The following is a 22,284-nucleotide window of genomic DNA, read 5'->3' as shown; positions in this document are numbered from 1 at the left end:
CGGATGCAGACCCATGGCTGATTTTAATTTTTACTTTTTTACTTTTAATTTTTTAACATGGCAACAACTCCCGAAAAACTCCGTCTTGATAAATACCTCTGGGCTATCCGCGTGTTTAAAACCCGCACCCAGGCATCTGCCGCCTGCGAGGCCGGCAAGGTAAAAATGAACGGGACCGCCGTAAAAGCTGCCCGCGCCGTAGGTATTGGCGATCAATATGATATTAAAACAGAAACCCGCAAGTGGAAAATAGAGGTCACCGGCCTGCTGCACACCCGCCAGCAATACACGGAGGCCATTAAGTATTACGTGGATAAAACTACGGAAGAGGACCAGCAGTTTAACCAGCGCGTGGCCACTACCTTTTATACCGGTAAGCGCCCCAGCAAAATTGGCCGTCCTACTAAGCGGGAACGCCGCAGCCTGGACGACTTCATGGACGGGGAGGAAGAAAAGCAGCCCTGACCTTTTCCCGCCCCATTACGTTTTCTCGTATTTGCGTAGTAGATTTGCGCATCTTTTTGATTTTAGATCAAAACGAACGTCTGGTCGCCCTTATAAATCCGGGCATCCTCCGCCGCCCAAAATCTAAGATCTGAGGCCTAAAATCGTAAATCAATAAATGCCTAAACAAAGCGACGTGCTCTCCGCCGATTTCCTGGTGAAGATTGCAGAAGAATTTGGTACCCCGGTATACGTGTACCATGCAGAAAAAATAAAGACCCAGTACGAAAAACTGCAAAAGGCCTTTACTAAAACGGAAGCCCGTTTTTTCTATGCGTGCAAGGCACTTACCAATATCAACATCCTGAAATATATTAACTCCCTGGGCTGCGGGCTGGATACCGTATCCATCCAGGAAGTGCAGCTGGGGCTGAAGGCCGGCTTTGACCCTAAGAACATCATTTTCACACCCAACTGTGTGGATCTGCAAGAGATCATTGCCGCCAAGGACCTGGGCGTAAACATCAACATTGACAATATCTCCATCCTGGAGCAGTTCGGCAATAAGTTCGGCAGCAGCTATCCCATCTGCATCCGCCTGAACCCGCACATTATGGCCGGCGGTAACTTCAAAATTTCCACCGGGCATGTGGACAGCAAGTTTGGTATCTCCATTCACCAGCTGCGCCATATAGAGCGTATTGTAAAAAGCACTAAGCTAAAGGTAACCGGCCTGCACATGCATACCGGCTCTGAAATAAAGGATGTGGATGTGTTCCTGCGTGGCGTAGAGATCATGTTTGAAATGGCAGAACACTTCCCGGACCTGGAATCCATTGACCTGGGCAGCGGCTTTAAAGTAGCCTACCAGCAGGGCGATCCGGAAACGGATATTGACCTGTTAGGCAAAAAGCTGTCCGATGCTTTTAATGGTTTCAATAAGAACTACCACCGCCCGCTGCAGCTGTGGTTTGAGCCGGGAAAGTTCCTGGTAAGCCAGAGCGGTTATTTTGTGGTAAAGGCCAACGTGATCAAGCAAACTACGGCCACCGTATTTGTTGGGGTGAACTCCGGGTTTAACCACCTGATCCGCCCTATGTTCTACGATGCTTTTCACCTGATCCGCAACATCTCCAACCCGCATGGTACGGAAAGGATCTATACCGTGGTAGGTAATATCTGCGAAACAGACACCTTTGGCTGGGACCGCAAGATCAATGAAGTACGGGAAGGCGATTTCCTGGTGTTCTATAACGCCGGCGCCTATGGGTTTGAAATGTCGTCTAACTTTAACTCCCGCCTGAAACCGGCAGAAGTGCTGATAAAAGAAGGCAAGCCCCACCTGATCCGCAAAAGAGATACCCTGGATGATATTCTGAAGAACCAGGTAGAGATAACGTTTTAAAGGAATATAAGATCATAATGTAAAAGTCAAATGCAGCGTCTACTTGCCGCATTTGACTTTTGCATTTAAGCCTATTAATTATTAATTATTCATTTTTAATAGCCCTCCACTTGCTGCGCAACTGGTACCCTTCCCTCCTAAAACAGCCCTGTAATCCGTGTGCAACCCGTGCGCAACTCCTCCCCCCTACATAAAACCCTACCCGTAATCCTCCCCATCATTTTACCGCAATTTTCCCATGTCTTTCTCGTGTGTTTCCCGTGACTTTCCCTACTGGATCCCATGTTTTTCCCTAGTGAATCCCTGGTGCATCCCTGGTCACGGTAATCACCCATCGCGGCCGGGGCTATGCCACTATGGCACACACAACCGCACGGCATACTTCTTGGATCATACTGTTCGGAAATATTGTAACTTTGTAGCTAATTACTTCTTCCCAAACTGCTTAATCCTGCACACATACACTGTCACACGATAATTGATGCCGAATCAAATATTCGCAAATGAATTAAACTATACTTAAGTTGACTATGAGAGTTTTAACCGCACAAAAAGGTATTTTTAAGGACGAAGGGATCATCGAAAGCAGGATCTCCTTTGCACCTTTTGTAAGGTTCCTGAAAGAGAAGGCTGCTAACGAAGCAGATACGAGAGCGTTCTACTACCGCAAGCTGGTTGATAAGTTTGAACAGATCCCTGCCGCACTGGTTCCTTTGAATGGACCTGAAGAAGTGGCTGCCCACCAGGAATTACTGGACATTGTGGCGGCCAGTGTTTTCCCCGTTACTGCAGACATGGATAAAGATATTTACGGAATTGGCATGCCTTATAAGTTTGCCATCTTCTATTATTCTGAGCAGTTCAAGAAAGTTTTCACCAAAGACGGAGAGCACCTGGCCACTGTGCCACATGGTTTTGGTACGGATAAGGTAGCAAGAGATAAAAAGGAATGGCTGTATAAGCTCATTCTGCAAAAGGTGTACAAGTTCCCGGTGAACTTTGATACAGAGATCATTCATACCGTAGCCACCCCTGAAAATGGCAGTGGCATTAAAGGATATGTAAAGGTAAAGGTAGACCCGCGCTTTGTAGACGTAAAGGTGAAAGGTGAGATCCCGGAGCTTACCTACGACCAGGTTTGCACCAAAAAGGTATGCCTGGACTGGCTGGAGGAAACATTGCCCCTGAGCATGTTTGCCCTCGAAGGCTTTGTGATCTGGACCGTAAAAGATGTTACCCAGGAGCAGGTGCTGAGCCGTGTGAAAGACCTGGTGATGAACATGAACGAAAACAACGAGCTCCAGAGCTACCGCAAGCTGGAAGAGAACATCCTGGCGGCCTCACAAATGAAAGAAGCTGCGGTGCACCTGCTGCCCGTACCCAAGATCAATGGCCGCTATGTGCTGGAATCCCGCTTTAGTGAAACGGATATTGTGCTGGGCCTGAAAGGGAACGAAAAACAGCAGCAGCACCTGTTTCAGCAGCTGCTGGAATATATGCTGCATAACCCGCAGCCGCTGGTAATACCGGATGTGAACGAAAGCACGGTGCAGCCTTATAACTTCCTGAAATATCTGCCGCTCAAAGGCATTAAAAGCATCATTATTTCGCCTATAATGCATGAAGATGAGCTGCTGGGTATTGTGGAGATGGCATCTACCGTAGAAAATACCATTACACTGGAAGCGCTGGGCCAGCTGGAACCTTTATACCCCATGGCAGTGCTGCTGCTGAGCAGAAGCCTGGATATACTGAAAAGCCGTATAACCGGGGTTATCAAAGAACAGTTCACCGCCCTGCAATCCGCTGTGGAATGGAAGTTCACAGATGCGGCCTGGCAATACCTGCACACGCCTGCCACAGAGCGTAAGGATATTGGCAATATAACTTTTGAAGATGTATACCCTTTATATGGGGCCATTGATATCCGCAACTCCTCTGTAGAGCGCAGCAATGCCATACATGAAGATCTGCGGGAACAATTGCTGCTGATAAAAGATACCCTGCACCAGGTAGATGGTACTATTCACCTGCCTTTGCTGGAAGAAGTGCGTTTTAAGAACGAAGCCCTGCTGGGCGATATCAGCAACACGATGGTATCTGAAGAAGAACAGCAGATCAACGATTTCCTGAACCAGGAAATAGCCCCGCTGTTCAGACATTTATATGATAGTCATACACAGCTGCAACCCGCGCTGGACAAGTACTTTAAAACCATCGACAAATCAGAAGGGCACATTCTTCACCACCGGCAGGAGTATGAGGAAAGTCTGGCCAGCATTAACATGGCCATCAGCAAGTACCTGGATAAAGAGAAGGAGAACATCCAGCTCTCTTTCCCCTGCTACTTTGAAAAGTACCGTACAGATGGTTTGGAGTACAACATTTACATAGGCCAGTCTATTTCACAGCGGCAGAAGTTTGACCTGCTGTACCTGCGTAACCTGCGCCTGTGGCAGCTATCGTCCATGGCAGAAATAGCCAGGCTTACACATAAGCTGAAAGGCGAGCTGAAAGTACCCCTGCAAACAACGCAGCTGATACTGGCGCACAGCAACCCGATAGACATTAGCTTCCGGCAGGATGAAAGACGTTTTGATGTGGAAGGCGCTTATAATATCCGTTACGAGATCATGAAGAAGCGTATAGATAAAGTGCATATTCAACCGGGCGGAGAGCGGCTTACACAGCCTAATACCATTGCAGTAGTATATTCTTATGTAAAGGAAATGGAAGAGTATCGTAAATACATACACTTCCTGCAAAATAAAAATATCCTGAAACCAGGCATTGAAATGCTGGACCTGGAAGAGCTGCAGGGCATCAGCGGTTTAAAGGCCATGCGGGTAGAGGTGAACCTGGAACCGGAAAAATAGTGAAGGCTGGTTATACACCATAAATTAAAAGCCCCGTGTAGCTTATACTGCACGGGGCTTCGTTATTTTATAAAGCGCTTAGAACTTGAAACCAAATGTAATGTAAGGCAGCAGCCCTTCCGGTGAGTTAGCCACTGTAGCGGTAATAATGAACATATTCACCGGTGAGAAGTATAAGCCGCCGCCATACCCATCATGCCATGTGCCGGAGCTTTCGCCTTTTGCCCATACTCGTCCCACATCATTATAGGCAATTAAACCCACCGTAGCGGGGAACAGGTAAGAGCGGAACTGGAACAGCCGCAGACGCAGCTCTGTATTGTTGTACACCATGCTATTGCCCGCAAAGCGGTTATTGCGGTAGCCACGCAGGTTTTGCACGCCGCCCAGCATCATGGCCTGGAAAAATTCATAATGCCCCCATATAACGCCGCCGCCAAAGCGGGTTACAAATACCAGGTTGGCCGGCAGGTTAAAGCTGGTATAAATGCTCATATCTGACTGCAGCTGCAGGTAATGGTGCTGCTCCTGGTTCAGGCCCTGGTTGCCAAACAAGCTGGTGGTCCACAGGATACCACGGGAGGGCAGTATATCATTATTACGGGTATCTATCTGCAAGCCCACCCGCAGGCCGGCGTATTGTTTGGTGGCATACACGCCTATGGAATCCAGCCCGTTCTGGGGGAACTTGCTTACATACCGGTCGCTGTTCTCATCTTTATCCAGCGCATAATAAGTAAAGCTGGGGCCGTAAAAGAACTGTAGCCTGGAAGCCAGCTTGCTTCTCAGCAAAGCCTCTGCATTATACAGGTTATAACGGGAACGGTAGTACCAGATATCTTTCCCCCCGGTTTCATCAAACACGGTTTCATTACCCAGCCCGAAGAAGTTGGTCGTATTGTGCGGTGCTTTGGCGCTGGCCGCCAGTGTAAGGTCTGTGCTGCCAATAAAGTCCGTAAACTCGCCCAGGTAGCGGAACTGGAATGCCTGGGTAGCCAGCGCATGCCCGGCCGTAAAGGTATGCCGTACGGCAAAAGGCTCTTTACGGAACCCCTGTTTGGTGTACTGGAAGCCCAGCCCCAGCAGCACCCCGTCATCCTTATTAAAGGCGGCGGTAGCCAGCGGCATCAGCTTATCGTATTTAAACGCCATCCGGTTGTAACGGATCACATCCGGGTTGGAGGAGAGCATACGTTTATCATTACGGTTCAGGTCAAAGCTATCCTTGCCTTCTTTCAGATCGTATATCAGTATCCGTTTGCCACCGGTGCCGGAGCTGTCCACATAAGTATCTTCATTTTTACCGCCAATTAAGCGAATGCGTATAGGCGTGCTGTTTTGCCCCGTTACTACAAAACGGTCATTACCGCCCATGCCAAATACACGCACCTCTTTGGTAACATCCGGATCAAAGGTGCGGGAATAAATGGGTTGCGCTGTTTCCCCGCTTTTGCTGATCTTATAGCTGGTTACAGCCACCTGCCCGTCAGCTAATTTTTGAATGGAGAACAGCTCATTTTTCTTGGTGCCGGGTATATCCACTTCTTTGGAAAGGAAACGGTAGTATTTCAATCCTTCTTTTTCCAGCACATCGCGGCGGCCTTTTAACCCGGCAATGGTTTTGTCGCCTGCCAGCAGGCGTACGGTATCCGGGAAATGGTGCACCGCATCCTGTAGTACGCTGTCGCTCATTTGCTGTACCAGCTGGTGGGCATGCTGCTGCCAGTCATCCTGCTCCAAAGTGTTCAGGAAAGAGCGGTCAAAATAGCGGGCATTAAAGCCCAGGCCTTCAATATCCTGGAAGTGTGCGCGGAAGCCCTGGAACTTCGGCATGATCCAGCGCCGGGAGGCTATGCGGGGCAATACGCCTTCATTCACAAAAAAGGCCTGGTCGCGGTCGCGGGGAATGGGATAAAAATCTTTACCCTTGTCTTTTCCTTTTTTCACTACGCCCCAGCGCCATTGGTCGTCATGGCGGTCCCAGTCGCCTATCAGTATATCCAGCAGGCGGGCATGTAATACTGCTTCCTGGTCCACACGGTTATCATTATCGCTTTGCAGCTGGTCCAGCAGTTTTTCGGTGTTATAGGTTTTATCCTTTACCGGCTCCCGCTCTTCAAACAGGTACATATCGCCCCCAAAATCATTTTCATATATTCCCAGGGAAGTATCTTTCGGCAGGTATACAAAGGTGGGGTTGGCATGTGGTACGCCCGCAGCTTCGGCCAGGGCGCTTACTACCGGCGGCGCATAGGGGTTGGAGGCAGAGATCTGGTCCTGCACCACTTCCAGGGCCACGGTTTGCCGCAGCTCTTCCGGCAGCGCATTGCGCGGGTCTTTTTTCAGCGAGCGCAATACCCATTCATTTCCTTCCTTATCCTCCAGCCGCAGGGAGCGGGTTTGCATGCCGCCGCCGCGCTTCAGTATTTTCAGGCCGTCTTTTTCCTTATGAATGTCAAATACCGGGAAGTTCAGCGGGGCAGCCCATACGTTGCGGTAGTTATTGCCTAACCAGAAACGCTGCAGGCTGCTGGCTTTTTCATACCGCGTATCAGCGGCCACTTTAATGGCTGCCGGCAATGCGGATGCCGGGGTACCGGAAACGGCTGCACGTTTTATAGTTTGTATGTTAAACAGGTTGGCTGCATATACAGGCTGGGGCAGCTTGTCAACCAGGTAGTACTGTATGCGCAAAGTACCGTCCTGCATAAGTTCCAGGGCACTAAAGCCATTGCCGGAAGTAGCGTATTTGGAGTTTTTGCCCATCTTCACCCGGTCCTGCTTGGCGCCGCTGCCGCTTACCACGTAATAATCCTGCCCATCCTGCAGCAGCTGCAGTGCATGGTCATGGCCGGCCACAAATACAGAGGGCCCATGGCCTTTAAAAGCTTCTTCAATACCTTTTACCATTTGCTGGTACTCCGGGTGGGGCAGGTCCTGTATGCTGCCAAACACGCCGCGGGCCAGCGGATAAATGGAACCTATTACCGGCAGCGGTATGTATAAGGAGGGCTTCAGGTCGGTAAAGGGGAAAATATGCTGTTTAATGGTGTAGTAACCACCATGTATGCCATGGCTGCGCAAAGGGTGGTGGGTGGCAAATACCAGCAGCTTACCGGCATTACGGTTCACAATATCATGCAGGGCGGCCATCACCTCTACCTTATCCTTGCAGTCGCAGGCTGAGCTGGCGCCCGGTTTGGCATATGGGAACAGCCACCATTCACTATCCATTACGATCAGGGTTACATTATCGCTAATGTGCACTTCTACCGGGCCCGGGCAGCCATCCTGCGGCAAAAAACGCACATTGGGCAGCTGCTGGCCATCCACATACTGCTGTTCATTGAGGATGGTTTCCCAGCCATTGGGCTTGCCTTTGGCCCAATCGTGGTTGCCGGGAACAAAAATGGCCTGTGCGGCCTGGTTACGCACCAGGTTCACCTGGTAATCCAGTATTTCTTTGGAAAGGGGGTAACGGGGCGCCGTTTCATCGGGTAACCCATACGGGTATACGTTATCGCCCAGGTAAAGCACGGTATTACGCGCATCCTGCATATTGAATTGCTTACGCACGGCATCCACCACCGGGTTGTGGCCATCCTGGTGCAGCTCGCCTGCATCGCCTATCAGTATAATACGTTGCAATACGCTATCCGTCTGTGCATGCGCTAAAGCGCTACAGCCGGCAGCTATCAACAATAAGGTAAATTTCCGCAGCATGGGATGTTGGTTTTAAGCGATACGTTGGTTGGCATCAATAGCTAAGGTCGTACACCAACCTTAGTTTTTCGATGAATTAATTAATGTTTCCGGTGTATGATTATGGTTTGTAGCTGAACTTTAAAATGTCCGCAACACCGTCTCCTGCCTCATTTGAAACATACATATCCCCGTTGGGTGCAAAGGAAATGCCTTCCGGTTGATTGAACAGCTTATGCTTCAGGTGGTATACCTCCTGTATCTTGCCCTCCCGGCTGGCAATTACCAGCAGGCGGTTAATAGAGGATATAATGTACAAACGATGCTCTATGGGGTGCATGGCTGCGGCAGAAGGCCGGAAATGGTTGATCTCAATACCTGCCAGCCTTTCGATATCATCCACGCTCAGGCGGTAGGCAGCTTCCTTATCAAACTCCATGTTATCCAGCCGGAAGCGGTAGGCGCTGGACACAGATTCGTTCTTATCTTCCGGGCAATCTTTACAGATCATGATTACGCTGTTGGAAGGGGTATCCACATAAACGCTTTCAAATTCCTGCTTGCCTTTTTTGGAGAACTTGTATTCGGTGGCAGATACGCTGTCCGTGAACATATCATGTATATGGAACAGGATACCGTTGCTTTTAAGCACAAACCAGCCCTTGTTGGTTTTCACCAGGTCCTCATAATCACCGCTTTTGCCGAATTTGGTGGTAGGGTAGGGCTTATCCGTATTTACATCAATATCAAATATTTTACCCTGTTCATCATTAATGGAGTAAATATGGCGCTCATCGGGGTTCAGCACAATACCGGATATTTCCTGCATAGACTCCCTGACACGGTACCGGTGAGGTTCCGTAAGTTTATAGCCCTTGGGGGATTGATATTTGCGGTCCTGCCGGTCACTGAAGGCATTACAGGAAATAAAGGCCAATGATAATATCAGGGTAAGGCGTACGCTCATAATACATGAATGCTTATGCCCTATGCTTAACATGAATGCCGCCGTAACTACGGGTTAGCGTGCAACATTGGGCGTTAGGCGTTAAGGCGGTTCTTCAATTTACGGGTAAATTTAAATCAAAAATGCAGTAACTTGCTGTTCTTCAGAATTGTTATTTATGCAAACAGGTTCTCTCATTGAAGCAGCCGGCCAATATGTTAAGACACAATATCAGCAACATCCGCATCCAAACCTGGTTTATCATAACTTACTGCATACCCAGCAGGTAGTACAGGCAGCGGACCAGATAGCTTCTCATTACCGGTTGCAGGAACAGGACCTGATGGTAGTAATGATAGCCGCCTGGTTCCATGATACAGGTTATTTAATGGGCCAGTCCAAAGAACATGAAGAGAACGGCGCCGCCATGGCCCGGGAATTTATGAACAGCCGGCAGGTACCGGCGCCCGTACAGCAGCAGGTGGTGGATTGTATTATGGCTACTAAAATGCCCCAGTCGCCGCATAACCTGTTGCAGGAGATCGTATGTGATGCAGACCTGTTCCACCTGGGCTCCAAACATTATAAGGAACGTAGTAAATTAATGCGGCAGGAAACCGAAGCGGTTACAGGCCAGCATATACCCGGCGTTACCTGGACGGCCAATAACCTCCTGTTCCTGGAAGGCCACCAGTATTTTACAGATTATTGCCGCGTGCTGAACAAACAGCAGAAAGATGAGAACATCCGCTGGCTGCGGCGCAAGCTGGAGAAAAAGTCAGAGGACGGAGAACCTTTACAGATCATACATAACAACGAAGCAGTGGCTACACATAAAGAAAAAGACAAAAAAGAAAAAGACAAGGAGAAAGATAAAGAGCAGGAAAAGGAGAAAAAGCCCAAGAAGCCGGACAGAGGTATTGAAACCATGTTCCGCATGACCTCCACCAATCATATCCGGTTGAGCTCCATGGCCGACAGCAAGGCGCATATCATGATCTCCACCAACTCTATTATCATCTCCATCCTGTTATCAGTACTCCTGCGTAAGCTGGAAGATAACCCAAACCTGATCATACCCTCCTTTATACTGCTGGCCACCAGCGTAGTTACCATCATATATTCCGTGCTGGCCACCCGGCCCAATATTACACAGGGCCGTTTTACCCGGGAGGATATTGAAAAGAAAAAAACCAACCTGTTGTTCTTTGGCAACTTCCATGGCATGGGCCTGGAAGAATATAGCTGGGGTATGCAGCAAATGATGCAGGATGCCGATTTCCTGTATGGCAGCATGATCCAGGATATTTATCACCTGGGCGTGGTGCTGGGACAGAAATACCGCCTGCTGCGTATCGCCTACAACATCTTTATGTTTGGGCTCATCATTTCCGTAATGGCCTTCATTATTGCAGTTATTTTCTTCCCGGTAAAGGAGTAGTGAAGCATGAAAGGTGAAGCCATCCGCTCCATTTTTAATTTTTACTTTTTTACTTTTTACTTTGCATGGCAATCGAAGTTCCTTTATACGATCGTGATCTGAGCTGGCTTTCATTTAACTATCGGGTGTTATGCATGGCCAAAGACCAACGGGTACCCTTATACGAACGTATTCGTTTCCTGTCCATTTTTTCTTCTAACCTCGATGAGTTTTTCCGTGTACGTATGCCCGCCGTGCAGGCCGTAAACCACCTGTTAAGGAAAGATCCCGGCGTAGCAGGGGAGGAGCCTGTATCTGAAGAAACACTGCATGCCATACAGCATGAAATAGACCGACAGCAGCAGGAATTTGGTTCTATACTAACGCAAACCCTGCTGCCGGAGCTGAACCGTCAGCAGGTACATTTATATTATAAAGAAGCCATACCGGAAGTACACCATCCCTTCCTCAAAGAATATTTCCTTACCCGGGCATTGGCTTACCTGCAGCCCGTATGGCTGCACCGCAAACAGAATTTTTTCCTGGAAAATAATATGCTGTACCTGGTAGTAACCCTTACGCCGGATGACAACCCGGATAAGCAGCGCTACGCAGTAGTAAATATTCCCAGCCAGCACCTGCCCCGTTTTATGGAGCTGCCCCCGCAGGAGGATGTGTATTACATTGCCATGCTGGATGATGTGATCCGCGAAAACATCAGCTTCCTGTTCCCGGAATATACCGTTACCGGCTGTTATAGCATTAAAATAACCCGGGACGCAGAAGCAGATATGAACGAGCTGAAAGGGGATGTGCTGGAGCAGGTGGAAACCATGATCAAAAAAAGAGAGCTGGGTATTCCCACCCGCTTTTTGTATGATGCCGCTATACCGGAAGCTGCCCTGCACTACCTGGTAGCCTACTTTAACATACAACCCGGCGAGCCGGTAGCCGGCGGCTGTTATCATAACCTGAAAGACCTGGCAGACCTGCCCATGCCTGTTAAAGCGCCTGCGCTTACCTATGGCAAGCTGCCCCCTGCAAGGGTGCCGGTGCTGGAAAATGCACCGCGTATATGGGATGCCGTTATGCAGCAGGATGTATTGCTGCATGTGCCTTACCAGCGGTATGATTATATACTGCGTTTTTTTAATGAAGCCGCCGCCGACCCGGATGTGCGGGAGATCTATGTTACTTTATACCGCATAGCCTCCGGCTCCCTGATAGCCAGCGCCTTGATCAGCGCCGCCCGTAACGGCAAGCAGGTAACCGTGTTCGTGGAATTAAAAGCCAGGTTTGATGAGGAGAACAACATCCGCTGGTCTAAAAAAATGAAGGAAGCCGGGGTAAAGATCGTATACAGCATACCCGGGCTGAAGGTGCATGCCAAAACCGCGCTGGTAAAACGCAAACGCGGCCACCAGTGGGATTATATGGGGCTGATGGCCACCGGTAACTTTAATGAAAGCACCGCCCGTTTTTATACAGATCATGTGCTGCTGACGGCCCATCCGGATATTACCCGGGAAATGGAGCTGCTGTTCCTGTATCTGCAAAGCCGGGAGCAGCCGAAGGAGTATGGCTTTATGACCTTTAAGCACCTGCTGGTGGCCCAGTTTAACCTGGTGGGCCGCTTTACGGAGCTCATTGACCGTGAAATTGAAAATGCCAAAGCAGGTAAGGAAGCACGCATTACCATTAAGCTCAATAACCTGCAGGAAAAACAAATGATTGCCAAGCTGTATGAAGCCGGGCAGGCAGGTGTACAGGTGCAGCTGATCGTGCGCAGCATTTGCTGCCTGCGCCCCGAGCTGCCGGAAAGTGTGAATATAACGGTAACGCGTATAGTAGATCGTTTCCTGGAACATGCCCGCGTATTCATTTTCCATAACAGCGGCCGGGAAGAGGTTTACATGGGCTCCGCCGACTGGATGAACCGTAACCTGCACCGGCGCATTGAAGTATGCTTTCCTTTATACGATGCCGCTTTACAGCAGCAGGCCAAAGAGATCATACGCCTGCAGCTGGCAGATAATACCAATGCCGTAAGGCTGGATGCCAACATTCAGAATATACCGGTACCTGCACCGGCAGAAGGGCCGGGCGTGAATGCGCAAACGGCTATCCATGCCTATACCATGTCGTTAAGTAACCCGGCATAATACCCCGGCAATTAATACCTACATATGCGTGCCTTTTCTTAAATTGGGATATGATGAAGCTCTTTTGGATCTGCAGCGCCTGTTTGCTGTTACAGCTACCGGTGCTTAAGGCCCAGGCCCCGCTGGACCTGGAACATATTTACAACCCTGCCGCCAATGCATCCGCTGATCTGGAGAAGGTAACCCAACAGGCGGCTAAGGAGCATAAATATGTATTATTACAAATAGGCGGTAACTGGTGCATCTGGTGCAAAAGACTGTACAAGTTTGTACATGACGATGCGGAGCTAACCGCCGCCGTGCAAAAGAATTACATAGTTTATCACCTGAATTACAGCAAGGAGAACAAGAACCTGCCCATCCTGCAAAAGCTGGGTTACCCGCAGCGTTTTGGCTTTCCGGTGCTGGTGATACTGGATGATAAAGGTAACCGGCTGCATACGCAGAACAGCGGCCTGCTGGAATCGGCGGATAGCTATGATAAACAAAAGGTGCTGGAAATGCTGAAGCAATGGTCGCCGGCAGCATTGAACCCCGCCAATTATGTAAATCAATAATACGCACTATGGCTTTTATTGATAAAGTAAAACACCCGCTGCAATTTTCCCTGTTCCTGCTATGGAAGCTGCCCAGCGCCTGGCTTGCAGGCGTAAGGGTAAAAAATATACAGCCGCATACCTGCACCACGATAGTGCCTTACCGCTGGTTATCGCAAAACCCTTTCCGCTCCACTTATTTTGCCTGCCTGGCTATGGCCGCGGAAATGAGCAGCGGCTTGCTGGCCATGCTGCATGTGGCGGAAGCCCCGCAGCGTGTATCCATGTTAGTGACCGGTATGGAAGCAGGTTTTATGAAAAAGGCTAAAGCCAAAACCTGGTTCACCTGCCGGGATGGCGCCGCCATACAGGCAGCTATAGCGCACACCCTGGCCACCGGAGAGCCGGTGACCCTTACCGTGCAAAGCACCGGCGAAAGTGAGGATGGTACATTAATTGCCACTTTCGCCATCACCTGGTCATTTAAGCGGGCTGCTAAAAGTGAAGCCTGACCCACCACAACTATAAACAAAAGCGGATAAGAGAATGAAAATTGCTTTTCACGGCGCCGCCCGTACCGTTACGGGCTCCAAGCACCTGGTTACTTTACAGAACGGAAAAAAGATCTTACTGGACTGCGGTATGTTCCAGGGCATGGGTAAGGATACGGATGCGCTGAACCACGACCTGGGTTTTGATGCTTCGGAGGTGGATTACATGTTGCTGTCACATGCCCACATTGATCATACCGGCTTAATACCCCGCCTGGTAAGGTTGGGCTACAAAGGCCGTATTTACTGCACCTCCGCCACCTACGATCTGACAAGGGTGTTGCTGATGGATTCTGCAGAGATCCAGGAAGACGATATTAAATACACCAATAAAAAACGCGCTAAGGCCGGCCTGCCGCGTATAGAGCCCCTGTATACGGCAGATGATGCAGAACGCAGCCTGCGCGCCTTACAGGCGGTAAAATACCAGCAATGGTTTAATGTATGTGATGGGGCAGAGGCTATGTTCACAGATGCCGGCCATATTATAGGCAGCGCTGCTGTGCATTTACGCGTTACGGAAAATGGTAAAACCATCCAGCTTACTTTCAGCGGGGATATTGGCCGTTATGACGATGCCATCCTCCGCTCCCCGGACGTTTTTCCGCAGGCAGATTATATTGTAATGGAATCAACCTACGGCAGCACCCTGCACGCAGAAGCAACTCCTTCTGACGGTGCGCTGGTGGAGCACATCCGCCAAACCTGCACCGTAAAGAAAGGCAAGCTTATTATCCCGGCCTTTAGTGTGGGCCGCACCCAGGAGCTGTTATATGCCCTGAACCGTGCACAGTTACAGGGCAAGCTGCCTGAAGTGGATATTTTTGTAGACAGCCCGCTGTCCATGGAAGCTACACAGGTAGTACGCACCCACCCGGAATGTTTTAATAAAACGGTGGCCAGGCTGCTGGAAATAGACGATGATCCGTTTGATTTCCCGGGCCTGCATTACATTCATACCATAGAGGAATCCAAATCACTTAACTTTCGTAAGGAGCCTTGTGTTATTATCTCCGCCAGTGGCATGGCGGAAGCGGGCCGTGTAAAACATCATATTGCCCAAAACATTGACGATGACCGCAACACCATTCTGCTGGTAGGTTACTGTGAGCCGGAATCTCTGGGTGGCCGCCTGATGCGCGGTATGAAAGAAGTTTCAATTTACGGCACCTGGCACCAGGTGCGGGCAGATGTAGCTTCCATTCGCTCCATGAGCGCCCATGGCGATTATGAAGACCTGGGCAAGTGGCTCTCCTGCCAGGATCCCGCTGCTGTTAAAAAATTATTCCTGGTGCACGGTGAATACGAAGTACAAACCGTTTTCCGCGAATGGCTGCATAAAAAAGGCTTCCAGGATATCCAGATCCCCGAACGTCACCAAGAAGTAACCTTAACCTGAACTAAGAAATAATAAAAAAGGCCTGCGTTAAACGCAGGCCTTTTCATATGAAGTAATCAATTCGTAATTCGTAATTGACAATTCGTAATTACTCCTGGTCACTCCCGGCAGCACTCGCCTTCAGCTCCTGTATCACTTCTTTAATGTGAGTGCTTTGTTTAGTCAGCTCCTCTTTCACTGCGCCATTGCTGCTATCTGCTTTCTGCTGCTTTTGCTGGGCCATAGGGGTCATCATGCTAACCAGGTAATTGTACACCATGTTATTCTTAAACTGGTCTGCCATTGCTTTTATCTGGTCAATGCCTTTGGTTACGGCAGCAGTATTATCTACATCATTCAATATTTTCAGGTATTGAATGGCTGCCTCAAATTTAGGCTGGCCGTTAGCCGCCTCCTCAAAGGATTTGGCAAAGAAGGCAATATCATTCTTGTCGCCCTTTTTAGCATACACATCGCCAATGCTGGCAGAAAGCGCGCCTTTGGCGGTGCCTTCCATTTGTTTGGCCAGCTTATAAGCCTTATCCATATCCAGCTGAGACAAGCCTACCAGCGCGGCGCCGGCAGCAGCGTAAGAGCTGTCTTTGGTAGCCGTTTCCAGTAAAGAGGTATATTTCGCGTCTTTCAGCTTGCCCAGCTGTTGTAAGGCAGCTGCACGCACCAGCGCATTTTCATCATTTTTGGCCAGGTTTTCCAGGGTGCTCAGGGTAGCTGCTTTTACATCAGCATTATCCAGCTTTAAACCGTTAATGGTAAGCACGCGCAGGCCATGGAACTTATCTTTCAGTGCCGCAGCCACCACCTTACGTGCTTCTGCATTGGAGGTTTGCTGTTTCAGGCAGGCATCAATAGCTTCCCGGCGGTCCATGTACAGGGGCGCATGCGCAAACTGGAAAATGTAGGTATTAATATCGCGGTGGTCTGTTTTGGTGGCCAGGATCACTTTATCCGCATCCACATTCACAAACTCCGGTTTCTTATCGTAAGAGAAGGTAAAGGTATCTGCTGCATCGCTCATGGTCACCAGGTGCCTTTCTTTTTTACTGCCGTTATACACGTCAATGGCCAGGGGCAGCTGGAAGATCTTACCGGTTGTTTGCGTTTGCTTCAGGATCACGCTTACGGTTTTAGCCGCATCATCGTATGCATAGTTAACATCCAGCTGGGGATATCCTTGTCCAAAATACCATTGGTTAAAGAACCAGTTCAGGTCTTTACCGGTTACTTCTTCAAATGCCAGACGCAGCTGGTGCGCTTCCGTAGCTTTAAAGGCATTGGTTTTCAGGTACAGGTTCAGGGATTTGAAGAAGGCATCATCCCCCACATAATTACGCAGCATGTTCAGTATCCGGCCGCCTTTCTGGTAGCTTACCGCATCAAACATATCCTCTTTATCATGGTAGTGAAAACGTACCAGGTCACGGTCGCCGGCGTATTGTGAGAACTGTATATAGTTCTGGGCAGATTTATAGTTGTGATCATCTGCCATATCTTTCCCGTATTTATGCTCAAACCACAGGTATTCGCTGTAGTCTGCAAAAGATTCGTTCAGCGTCAGGTTGCTCCAGGATTCACAGGTAGCCAGGTCGCCAAACCATTGGTGGAACAGCTCATGCGCGATTACGCTCTCGCCCTGTTTGTTATCATCCAGCAGCTCGCGGTTGTTCTTTTGAAGAAAATCGCCGTGCAGGGTAGCGGAAGTGTTTTCCATAGCACCGGATACATAATCCCTTACTACCACCTGTGAGTACTTAGGCCAGGCATAGTCATAACCCAGTGTGGTAGAGTAGAAGGTGAGCATTTCCGGCGTATTCCCAAAAATACTTTTAGCATAAGGCTCGTAGGCATGTTCAACATAATAGTTCACTTCTTTGCCGCGCCATTTATCTTTTACAACAGCAAAATCGCCTATAGCCATCATAAACAGGTAAGGGGCATGGGGCAGGTCCATTTTCCAGGTATCGGTACGGGTACCGTCGGCATTGTTCTTCTGGCTGGCCAGTACACCGTTGGAAAGGGTTACATATTTTTTATCCACGGTCATGCTGATCTCGTCCGTGGTTTTCTGGTTGTTTTTGTCAATAGTGGGGAACCATACAGAGGATGCCTCTGTTTCGCCCTGTGTCCATATCTGGATGGGTTTATTGGGTTCAGTGCCATCGGGGTTAATGAAGTACAGGCCCTTGGCGTCGTTAATAGCCGCGCTGCCTTTAACCTTTAGCTCATTTGGTTTGGAGGTATAGTCTATATATATAACATAAGATTCTGTGTTCTGGTAGGTTTTATCCAGCTTTATGTGCAGCTCCATCCCGTCATAGTCATATTTAAGCGTGCTGTTCTTACCGCCTTTTACCACGGCCACCTGCTTAATGTCCATGCCTTTGGCATCCAGCGTCAGGGAATCAGTGGGGTAGAAATGGGGTTTCAGGGTGATCCAGGCCTTTCCGTACATATATCGTTTGGCATAGTCGAAACGTACATCCAGCTTGGTATGTACCAGGTCATTAACCTTGGTTGCAGAAGCCCGGTATATCTTCAGTAAGGGATCATTCTGTTGGTCCTCTATGTTGCTTTGGGCTGTGGCAGGCGCATAGCAGGCCGCTCCGGCCATTCCTCCCAACAATACGCTCAGCAATGTTTTCTTCAATACATTCATGTAAAAACTGTTTTAAATCAAAAGTAGCAGGTCTGTTTATGGTAAAAGCCCAAATTTAAACAAATGGCCCAAATACGAGGCAAGTGGTTAAAATTCCTATTTTTGTTCATAAGACAAGCAACTAATGATAAAGGCAACCGTTAATGGGCAATCACCTTTTACTATTCAAACAGGTAAGGAAATAAGCTGCAATGAGCAGATCGTGGACTGGTCTGCCATACAGGTGCCGGCAGGGAGCTACAGCATAATTATGGATGGGCATAGCTATATGGCGCAGGTGCTAAAGGTAGACCGGGACGCCAAAACCGTGACCCTGGAAATAGCACAGCAGGTATACGAAGTAAGCCTGGAAGAGCCGATAGACCAGCTGCTGGCCGCTATGGGCATTAAAGATGCCCTGGCCCATAAGGTAAATGATATTAAAGCGCCTATGCCAGGGCTGGTATTAAAAGTACTGGTGGAGCCGGGACAGGCCATCCGCAAAGGCGATCCGGTATTGGTACTGGAAGCCATGAAAATGGAGAATGTATTTAAATCAGCAACAGATGCCGTTGTTAAGGCCATCAAGGTAAACCCCGGGGTAGCCGTCGAAAAAGGGGAAGTCTTAATAGTGCTGGAATAATATTTGCATAGCAGTAGAGCAATAACGCGTTTTTTAGCAATTTTATATGATCCGATATTTTAAAAGAAGCATATATGTGCTGCTTTGCCTGTTGGCAGCAGGTCAGCTGTTTGCCCAGGAGCAGCAGTATTTTGTATATATACAGAACGAGAAGCCACAGCCTTTTTATGTAAAGTATAATGGAAAAGTGCTCAGCTCATCAGACCGGGGCTACATTATTATAGCAGAACTGCCTGCCGGCACCACGCCCTTAACAGTAGGCTTCCCGAAGAATGAAGCACCGGAACAGCAGTTCCAGGTAAAGCTGGGCAAAGGCGACCAGGGATACCTGCTGAAACAAACCGACGAAAAGAATTTTGCCTTATATAACCTGCAAACATTTAGCGTAACCAAAGCCAATACCGCAGAGAAAGCGCCGGAACAGCCGGTAGCCGCTGCAGGCGGAGAAACGTCCGCAGGTTTAACAGATACCAATACCACGCCTGCTGCCCCCGTAGCTGCGGAAACACCGGCAGCAACAGGCGATACCACCGGCCAGGCTATGATGGCCGCCCTGAGAAAAGACCTGGATACCGCGCTGGGAGGTAAAGCAGAAATTACCACTACCGGTAAACCCGCCCCACCTAAAAAAGCCGGTAACAGATTTGCTGAAACCCTGGATAAAGTAGTGCATGACGATCGTCCGGAAGAAATAGCAGTGGAAACACCGGCAGCACCTGCACCCGCCACTGTAGCAACAGGCGCAGTGGTAGATGCCAGTGGGGTGGTATTAACGCCCGAACCTAAAAAGAACCGCCGCAAACGTAAGCAGGAAAGGGCCGCATTAACAGACGAAGAACAGACCCTGTTAAAACAGGTGATGGATGATGAGCATAAAGCTGCCCAGGCAGATAGTACTACTACTGTTGCCGATGCGCCTGCAGCTCCTGCAGAAATACCCGCTGCACCGGCCAATACGGATGCTACTGCGCCGGCAGCAACAGATACCGGGAAACCGGAAGCCGTTGCAGAAACGCCGGCAGTATCGGTTACCGATACCGCTGCAGTGGTAAAGGAAGAAGCGCCCAAAAAGGCAAAGAAGGGCAAAAAGAAAAAATCATCTGATCCGGAGTTCATAGAATTTATGGACGATAGCACCGGGCAGCGTAACACCGTACCCGCTACGGAAGCTGCTGCGCCACCAGCTGCAAAAGAAACCGCAGCCGATGTAGCGGCGCCCGCAGCAAATGCAGCAGCACCGGCAATTACAGACGCTTCGGCCGTTACGCTGGAAACACCCAAAGTATCTAAAAAGAAAAAGCGTAAGCTGGCCGGATTGGCGGATGGAGAAGAGCACCCTAATAATATAGTAACAGACAGTGTTGATTATTCTGCCCCTGTGCGTAAGGAAAAAGCTGCCAAGGAGGAAGGTGTAAAAATGATCAACTCCGACTGCGCCAATACTATGGACGAAACCTCCTTCCGTAAGCTGCTGCGCAAGTTCGTATCAGCGAAGGATGATGATGGGATGATAACAACCTTTCAGCGTAATACCCGTGGCTATTGCCTGGAAACCGCCCAGGTTAAAAGGCTGGCCCAGCTGGTAGGTACAGATGAATACCGCTACAGGCTCCTGGATATGGCCTATCCTAAAGTATATGACTCGGAAAAGTTTGCGGATCTGGGCAGCTTGCTGATCGACAATTATTACCAGAGCCGTTTTAAAGCTATGCTGCGTAAATGACCGGAGCTGTAACCCGCCGTTATTTCATAGATGTTTCCTATAAAGGCACTCAATACAGTGGTTTCCAGGTACAGGAGAATGCGCTTACCGTACAATCTGTGCTGGATAAGGCATTGAGCACATTGCTCCGCGCGCCGGTGGTTACCACAGGCTCCAGCCGTACGGATGCCGGTGTGCACGCCTTGCAGAACTTCCTGCATTTTGATACGGAGCTGCCCCTGCATCCGCAGTTCCTGTATAAGATCAATGCTATTTTGCCGCCGGATATTGTGCTGAAGGCTATTCACGAAGTACCGCCGGAAGCCCATGCCCGCTTTGATGCGCTGGGCCGCTCTTATGAGTATTATTTATATAAAGAGAAAGACCCTTTCATGCGGGACCGTGGTTACTTTTTCCCTTACACGATGGATACCGGGCTTTTGCAGGAAGCCGCCGCTATTATAAAAGAGTATTCGGACTTTACTACTTTCTCCAAACGCAATACACAGGTAAGGACTTTTCTTTGTAAGATCCAGGAATCGTACTGGACCCTGCACGACAAACAGCTGGTATATAATGTAAGCGCCAACCGCTTTTTACGGGGAATGGTGCGGGGCCTGGTAGGAACCATGCTGAGGGTAGGGCGGGGCAAGCTTACGCTGCAGGAGTTTCATGATGTTATTGCCAGCAAAGACTGCACCCGCGCAGATTTTGCCGTTCCTCCGCAGGGGTTGTTCCTGGTAAAGGTTGCTTATCCGGAGGGGTTACTGAAGTGATTGTGCAGAGGTGCCTAGGTGCGGCTGCCCGGCGCCGGTGAGCCTGTTACAGTTTAGGGTGGTGATCATTGTAGGTGTTTCTTCAATGTATTTGTCAGATCTTGTTTATCTCACTGCATCCGCGCAAACGTATTATCAGTATTCCCATACCCACTGGCATATCAGCATATTATCACTTGCATCTTTCCATCTTTTACCAGCCCACCAGCTCTTTAGCCCATCTGCATACTCTCAGCACTTGTTAACCCATCAGGATGTTATCACCTCAGCACATCTTCCTTCTTTTCATTAGCCAACCAGCAAATCTCTGTTCATTAATCCATCTGCATGCCTGCACATCTACATTTTTCCCTCTCTGAACCCTCTCCCAGAGCCCTTCTCTAAAATTATTTTAAAATCGACCGCCAAAATATTTGGAAGTGATCAAAAACTCCTTACCTTTGCGTCCCGCTTTGATAGAAAGCACACCACACAAAGTTCTTCTCACTACTGATTTTTACAAGCATACATGGATAACAGTTATAGGCTGAAAAGCAGGTACCTGTTGGGTTTGATGGATTTTAGCAAGTAAAAAAAGAATCTGAAAAATCTTCAAAAAAGATTTGGAAAGAAAAGAAGAAAATGCATATCTTTGCAACCCCAAAACGACGAATACAAAAGCAAGTTCTTCGAAACAAAATAAGAGATGTGACAGTAAGGTCTAACGGTTCATAACCGTAACATCAACGAAGTTAGTACGCAGGTATTAACGTAAGTTCTTTGAAAGATTGGAACAGCAGAAGTTAAAGCCTTTTATAAGGTTTAGACACACAGGTAATGTACAGCGAAAACATTAATTGAATATCGTCTGATTTTCTTGAGAAAATTAGTCAGTTCAAACAACTTCTTTACAATGGAGAGTTTGATCCTGGCTCAGGATGAACGCTAGCGGCAGGCCTAATACATGCAAGTCGAGGGGCAGCGCGGTAGCAATACTGGCGGCGACCGGCAAACGGGTGCGGAACACGTACGCAACCTTCCTCTAAGCGGGAGATAGCCCGGAGAAATCCGGATTAATACCCCATAGGATTGTGGATTGGCATCAATCAGC

General features: G+C 48.9%; 14 protein-coding genes and 1 rRNA gene. 12 read left to right on the top strand and 3 right to left on the bottom strand.

Annotated elements, in window-relative coordinates; translation table 11 throughout:
* Positions 1 to 57 precede the first annotated feature (57 nt).
* From BMZ54_RS28640 to BMZ54_RS28630, 3 genes are all read left to right on the top strand, one after another.
* Positions 58 to 465 carry an RNA-binding S4 domain-containing protein gene (locus BMZ54_RS28640; protein ID WP_089920022.1) on the top strand — a complete coding sequence of 136 codons (408 nt, stop codon included), beginning with the start codon at positions 58 to 60 and terminating at the stop codon, positions 463 to 465.
* A 157-nt stretch (positions 466 to 622) separates the two neighbouring features.
* Positions 623 to 1,849, top strand: a complete 1,227-nt coding sequence (gene lysA / locus BMZ54_RS28635; protein WP_202909388.1) for a diaminopimelate decarboxylase — start codon at positions 623 to 625, stop codon at positions 1,847 to 1,849.
* Positions 1,850 to 2,379: 530 nt separating this feature from the next.
* Positions 2,380 to 4,725 (top strand): GAF domain-containing protein, encoded by a 2,346-nt coding sequence (locus BMZ54_RS28630; RefSeq protein ID WP_089920020.1) that lies wholly within the window; start codon positions 2,380 to 2,382, stop codon positions 4,723 to 4,725.
* Positions 4,726 to 4,803: 78 nt separating this feature from the next.
* Here BMZ54_RS28630 and BMZ54_RS28625 read toward each other — a convergent pair whose 3' ends face one another.
* Both BMZ54_RS28625 and BMZ54_RS28620 read right to left on the bottom strand, forming a co-directional pair.
* Positions 4,804 to 8,448 (bottom strand): BamA/TamA family outer membrane protein, encoded by a 3,645-nt coding sequence (locus BMZ54_RS28625; RefSeq protein WP_089920018.1) that lies wholly within the window; start codon positions 8,446 to 8,448, stop codon positions 4,804 to 4,806.
* Between the two features lie 100 nt (positions 8,449 to 8,548).
* Entirely contained in the window at positions 8,549 to 9,394 is an 846-nt protein-coding gene (locus tag BMZ54_RS28620; protein WP_089920016.1) for an SdiA-regulated domain-containing protein, read from the bottom strand.
* Between the two features lie 157 nt (positions 9,395 to 9,551).
* Here BMZ54_RS28620 and BMZ54_RS28615 point away from each other — a divergent pair, with 157 nt between their 5' ends.
* From BMZ54_RS28615 to BMZ54_RS28595, 5 genes are all read left to right on the top strand, one after another.
* The gene (locus tag BMZ54_RS28615) at positions 9,552 to 10,814 is read left to right on the top strand and encodes a Pycsar system effector family protein (protein ID WP_089920500.1); all 1,263 of its coding nucleotides are present in this window, start codon (positions 9,552 to 9,554) and stop codon (positions 10,812 to 10,814) included.
* Between the two features lie 65 nt (positions 10,815 to 10,879).
* Entirely contained in the window at positions 10,880 to 12,955 is a 2,076-nt protein-coding gene (ppk1, locus tag BMZ54_RS28610) for a polyphosphate kinase 1 (protein ID WP_089920014.1), read from the top strand.
* Positions 12,956 to 13,005: 50 nt separating this feature from the next.
* Complete coding sequence (locus BMZ54_RS28605) at positions 13,006 to 13,512, top strand: thioredoxin family protein (RefSeq protein WP_089920012.1); 507 nt, start codon at positions 13,006 to 13,008, stop codon at positions 13,510 to 13,512.
* Positions 13,513 to 13,520: 8 nt separating this feature from the next.
* Complete coding sequence (locus BMZ54_RS28600; protein WP_089920010.1) at positions 13,521 to 14,003, top strand: DUF4442 domain-containing protein; 483 nt, start codon at positions 13,521 to 13,523, stop codon at positions 14,001 to 14,003.
* 34 nt (positions 14,004 to 14,037) lie between these two features.
* Complete coding sequence (locus BMZ54_RS28595) at positions 14,038 to 15,441, top strand: MBL fold metallo-hydrolase RNA specificity domain-containing protein (RefSeq protein WP_089920008.1); 1,404 nt, start codon at positions 14,038 to 14,040, stop codon at positions 15,439 to 15,441.
* An 88-nt stretch (positions 15,442 to 15,529) separates the two neighbouring features.
* On the opposite strand, the gene BMZ54_RS28590 is transcribed toward BMZ54_RS28595, so the two are convergent.
* Positions 15,530 to 18,094 carry a M1 family aminopeptidase gene (locus BMZ54_RS28590; protein ID WP_089920006.1) on the bottom strand — a complete coding sequence of 855 codons (2,565 nt, stop codon included), beginning with the start codon at positions 18,092 to 18,094 and terminating at the stop codon, positions 15,530 to 15,532.
* Positions 18,095 to 18,218: 124 nt separating this feature from the next.
* On the opposite strand from BMZ54_RS28590, the gene BMZ54_RS28585 reads away from it, so the two are divergent.
* The 4 genes from BMZ54_RS28585 to BMZ54_RS28570 all read left to right on the top strand — a co-directional run.
* Positions 18,219 to 18,716 carry a biotin/lipoyl-containing protein gene (locus BMZ54_RS28585; RefSeq protein ID WP_089920004.1) on the top strand — a complete coding sequence of 166 codons (498 nt, stop codon included), beginning with the start codon at positions 18,219 to 18,221 and terminating at the stop codon, positions 18,714 to 18,716.
* A 46-nt stretch (positions 18,717 to 18,762) separates the two neighbouring features.
* The gene (locus tag BMZ54_RS28580; protein ID WP_143081170.1) at positions 18,763 to 20,439 is read left to right on the top strand and encodes a DUF4476 domain-containing protein; all 1,677 of its coding nucleotides are present in this window, start codon (positions 18,763 to 18,765) and stop codon (positions 20,437 to 20,439) included.
* On the top strand, positions 20,436 to 21,194 hold the full coding sequence (gene truA / locus BMZ54_RS28575; RefSeq protein ID WP_089920001.1) for a tRNA pseudouridine(38-40) synthase TruA: 759 nt from the start codon (positions 20,436 to 20,438) through the stop codon (positions 21,192 to 21,194). Before BMZ54_RS28580 ends, truA begins: the two co-directional genes overlap by 4 nt.
* An 889-nt stretch (positions 21,195 to 22,083) precedes the next feature.
* A 16S ribosomal RNA gene (locus BMZ54_RS28570) occupies positions 22,084 to 22,284 on the top strand; the annotation flags it as partial.

The organism is Chitinophaga rupis (assembly GCF_900109685.1).
GTDB lineage: Bacteria > Bacteroidota > Bacteroidia > Chitinophagales > Chitinophagaceae > Chitinophaga > Chitinophaga rupis.
This window is presented reverse-complemented; position numbering and strand designations above follow the sequence as displayed.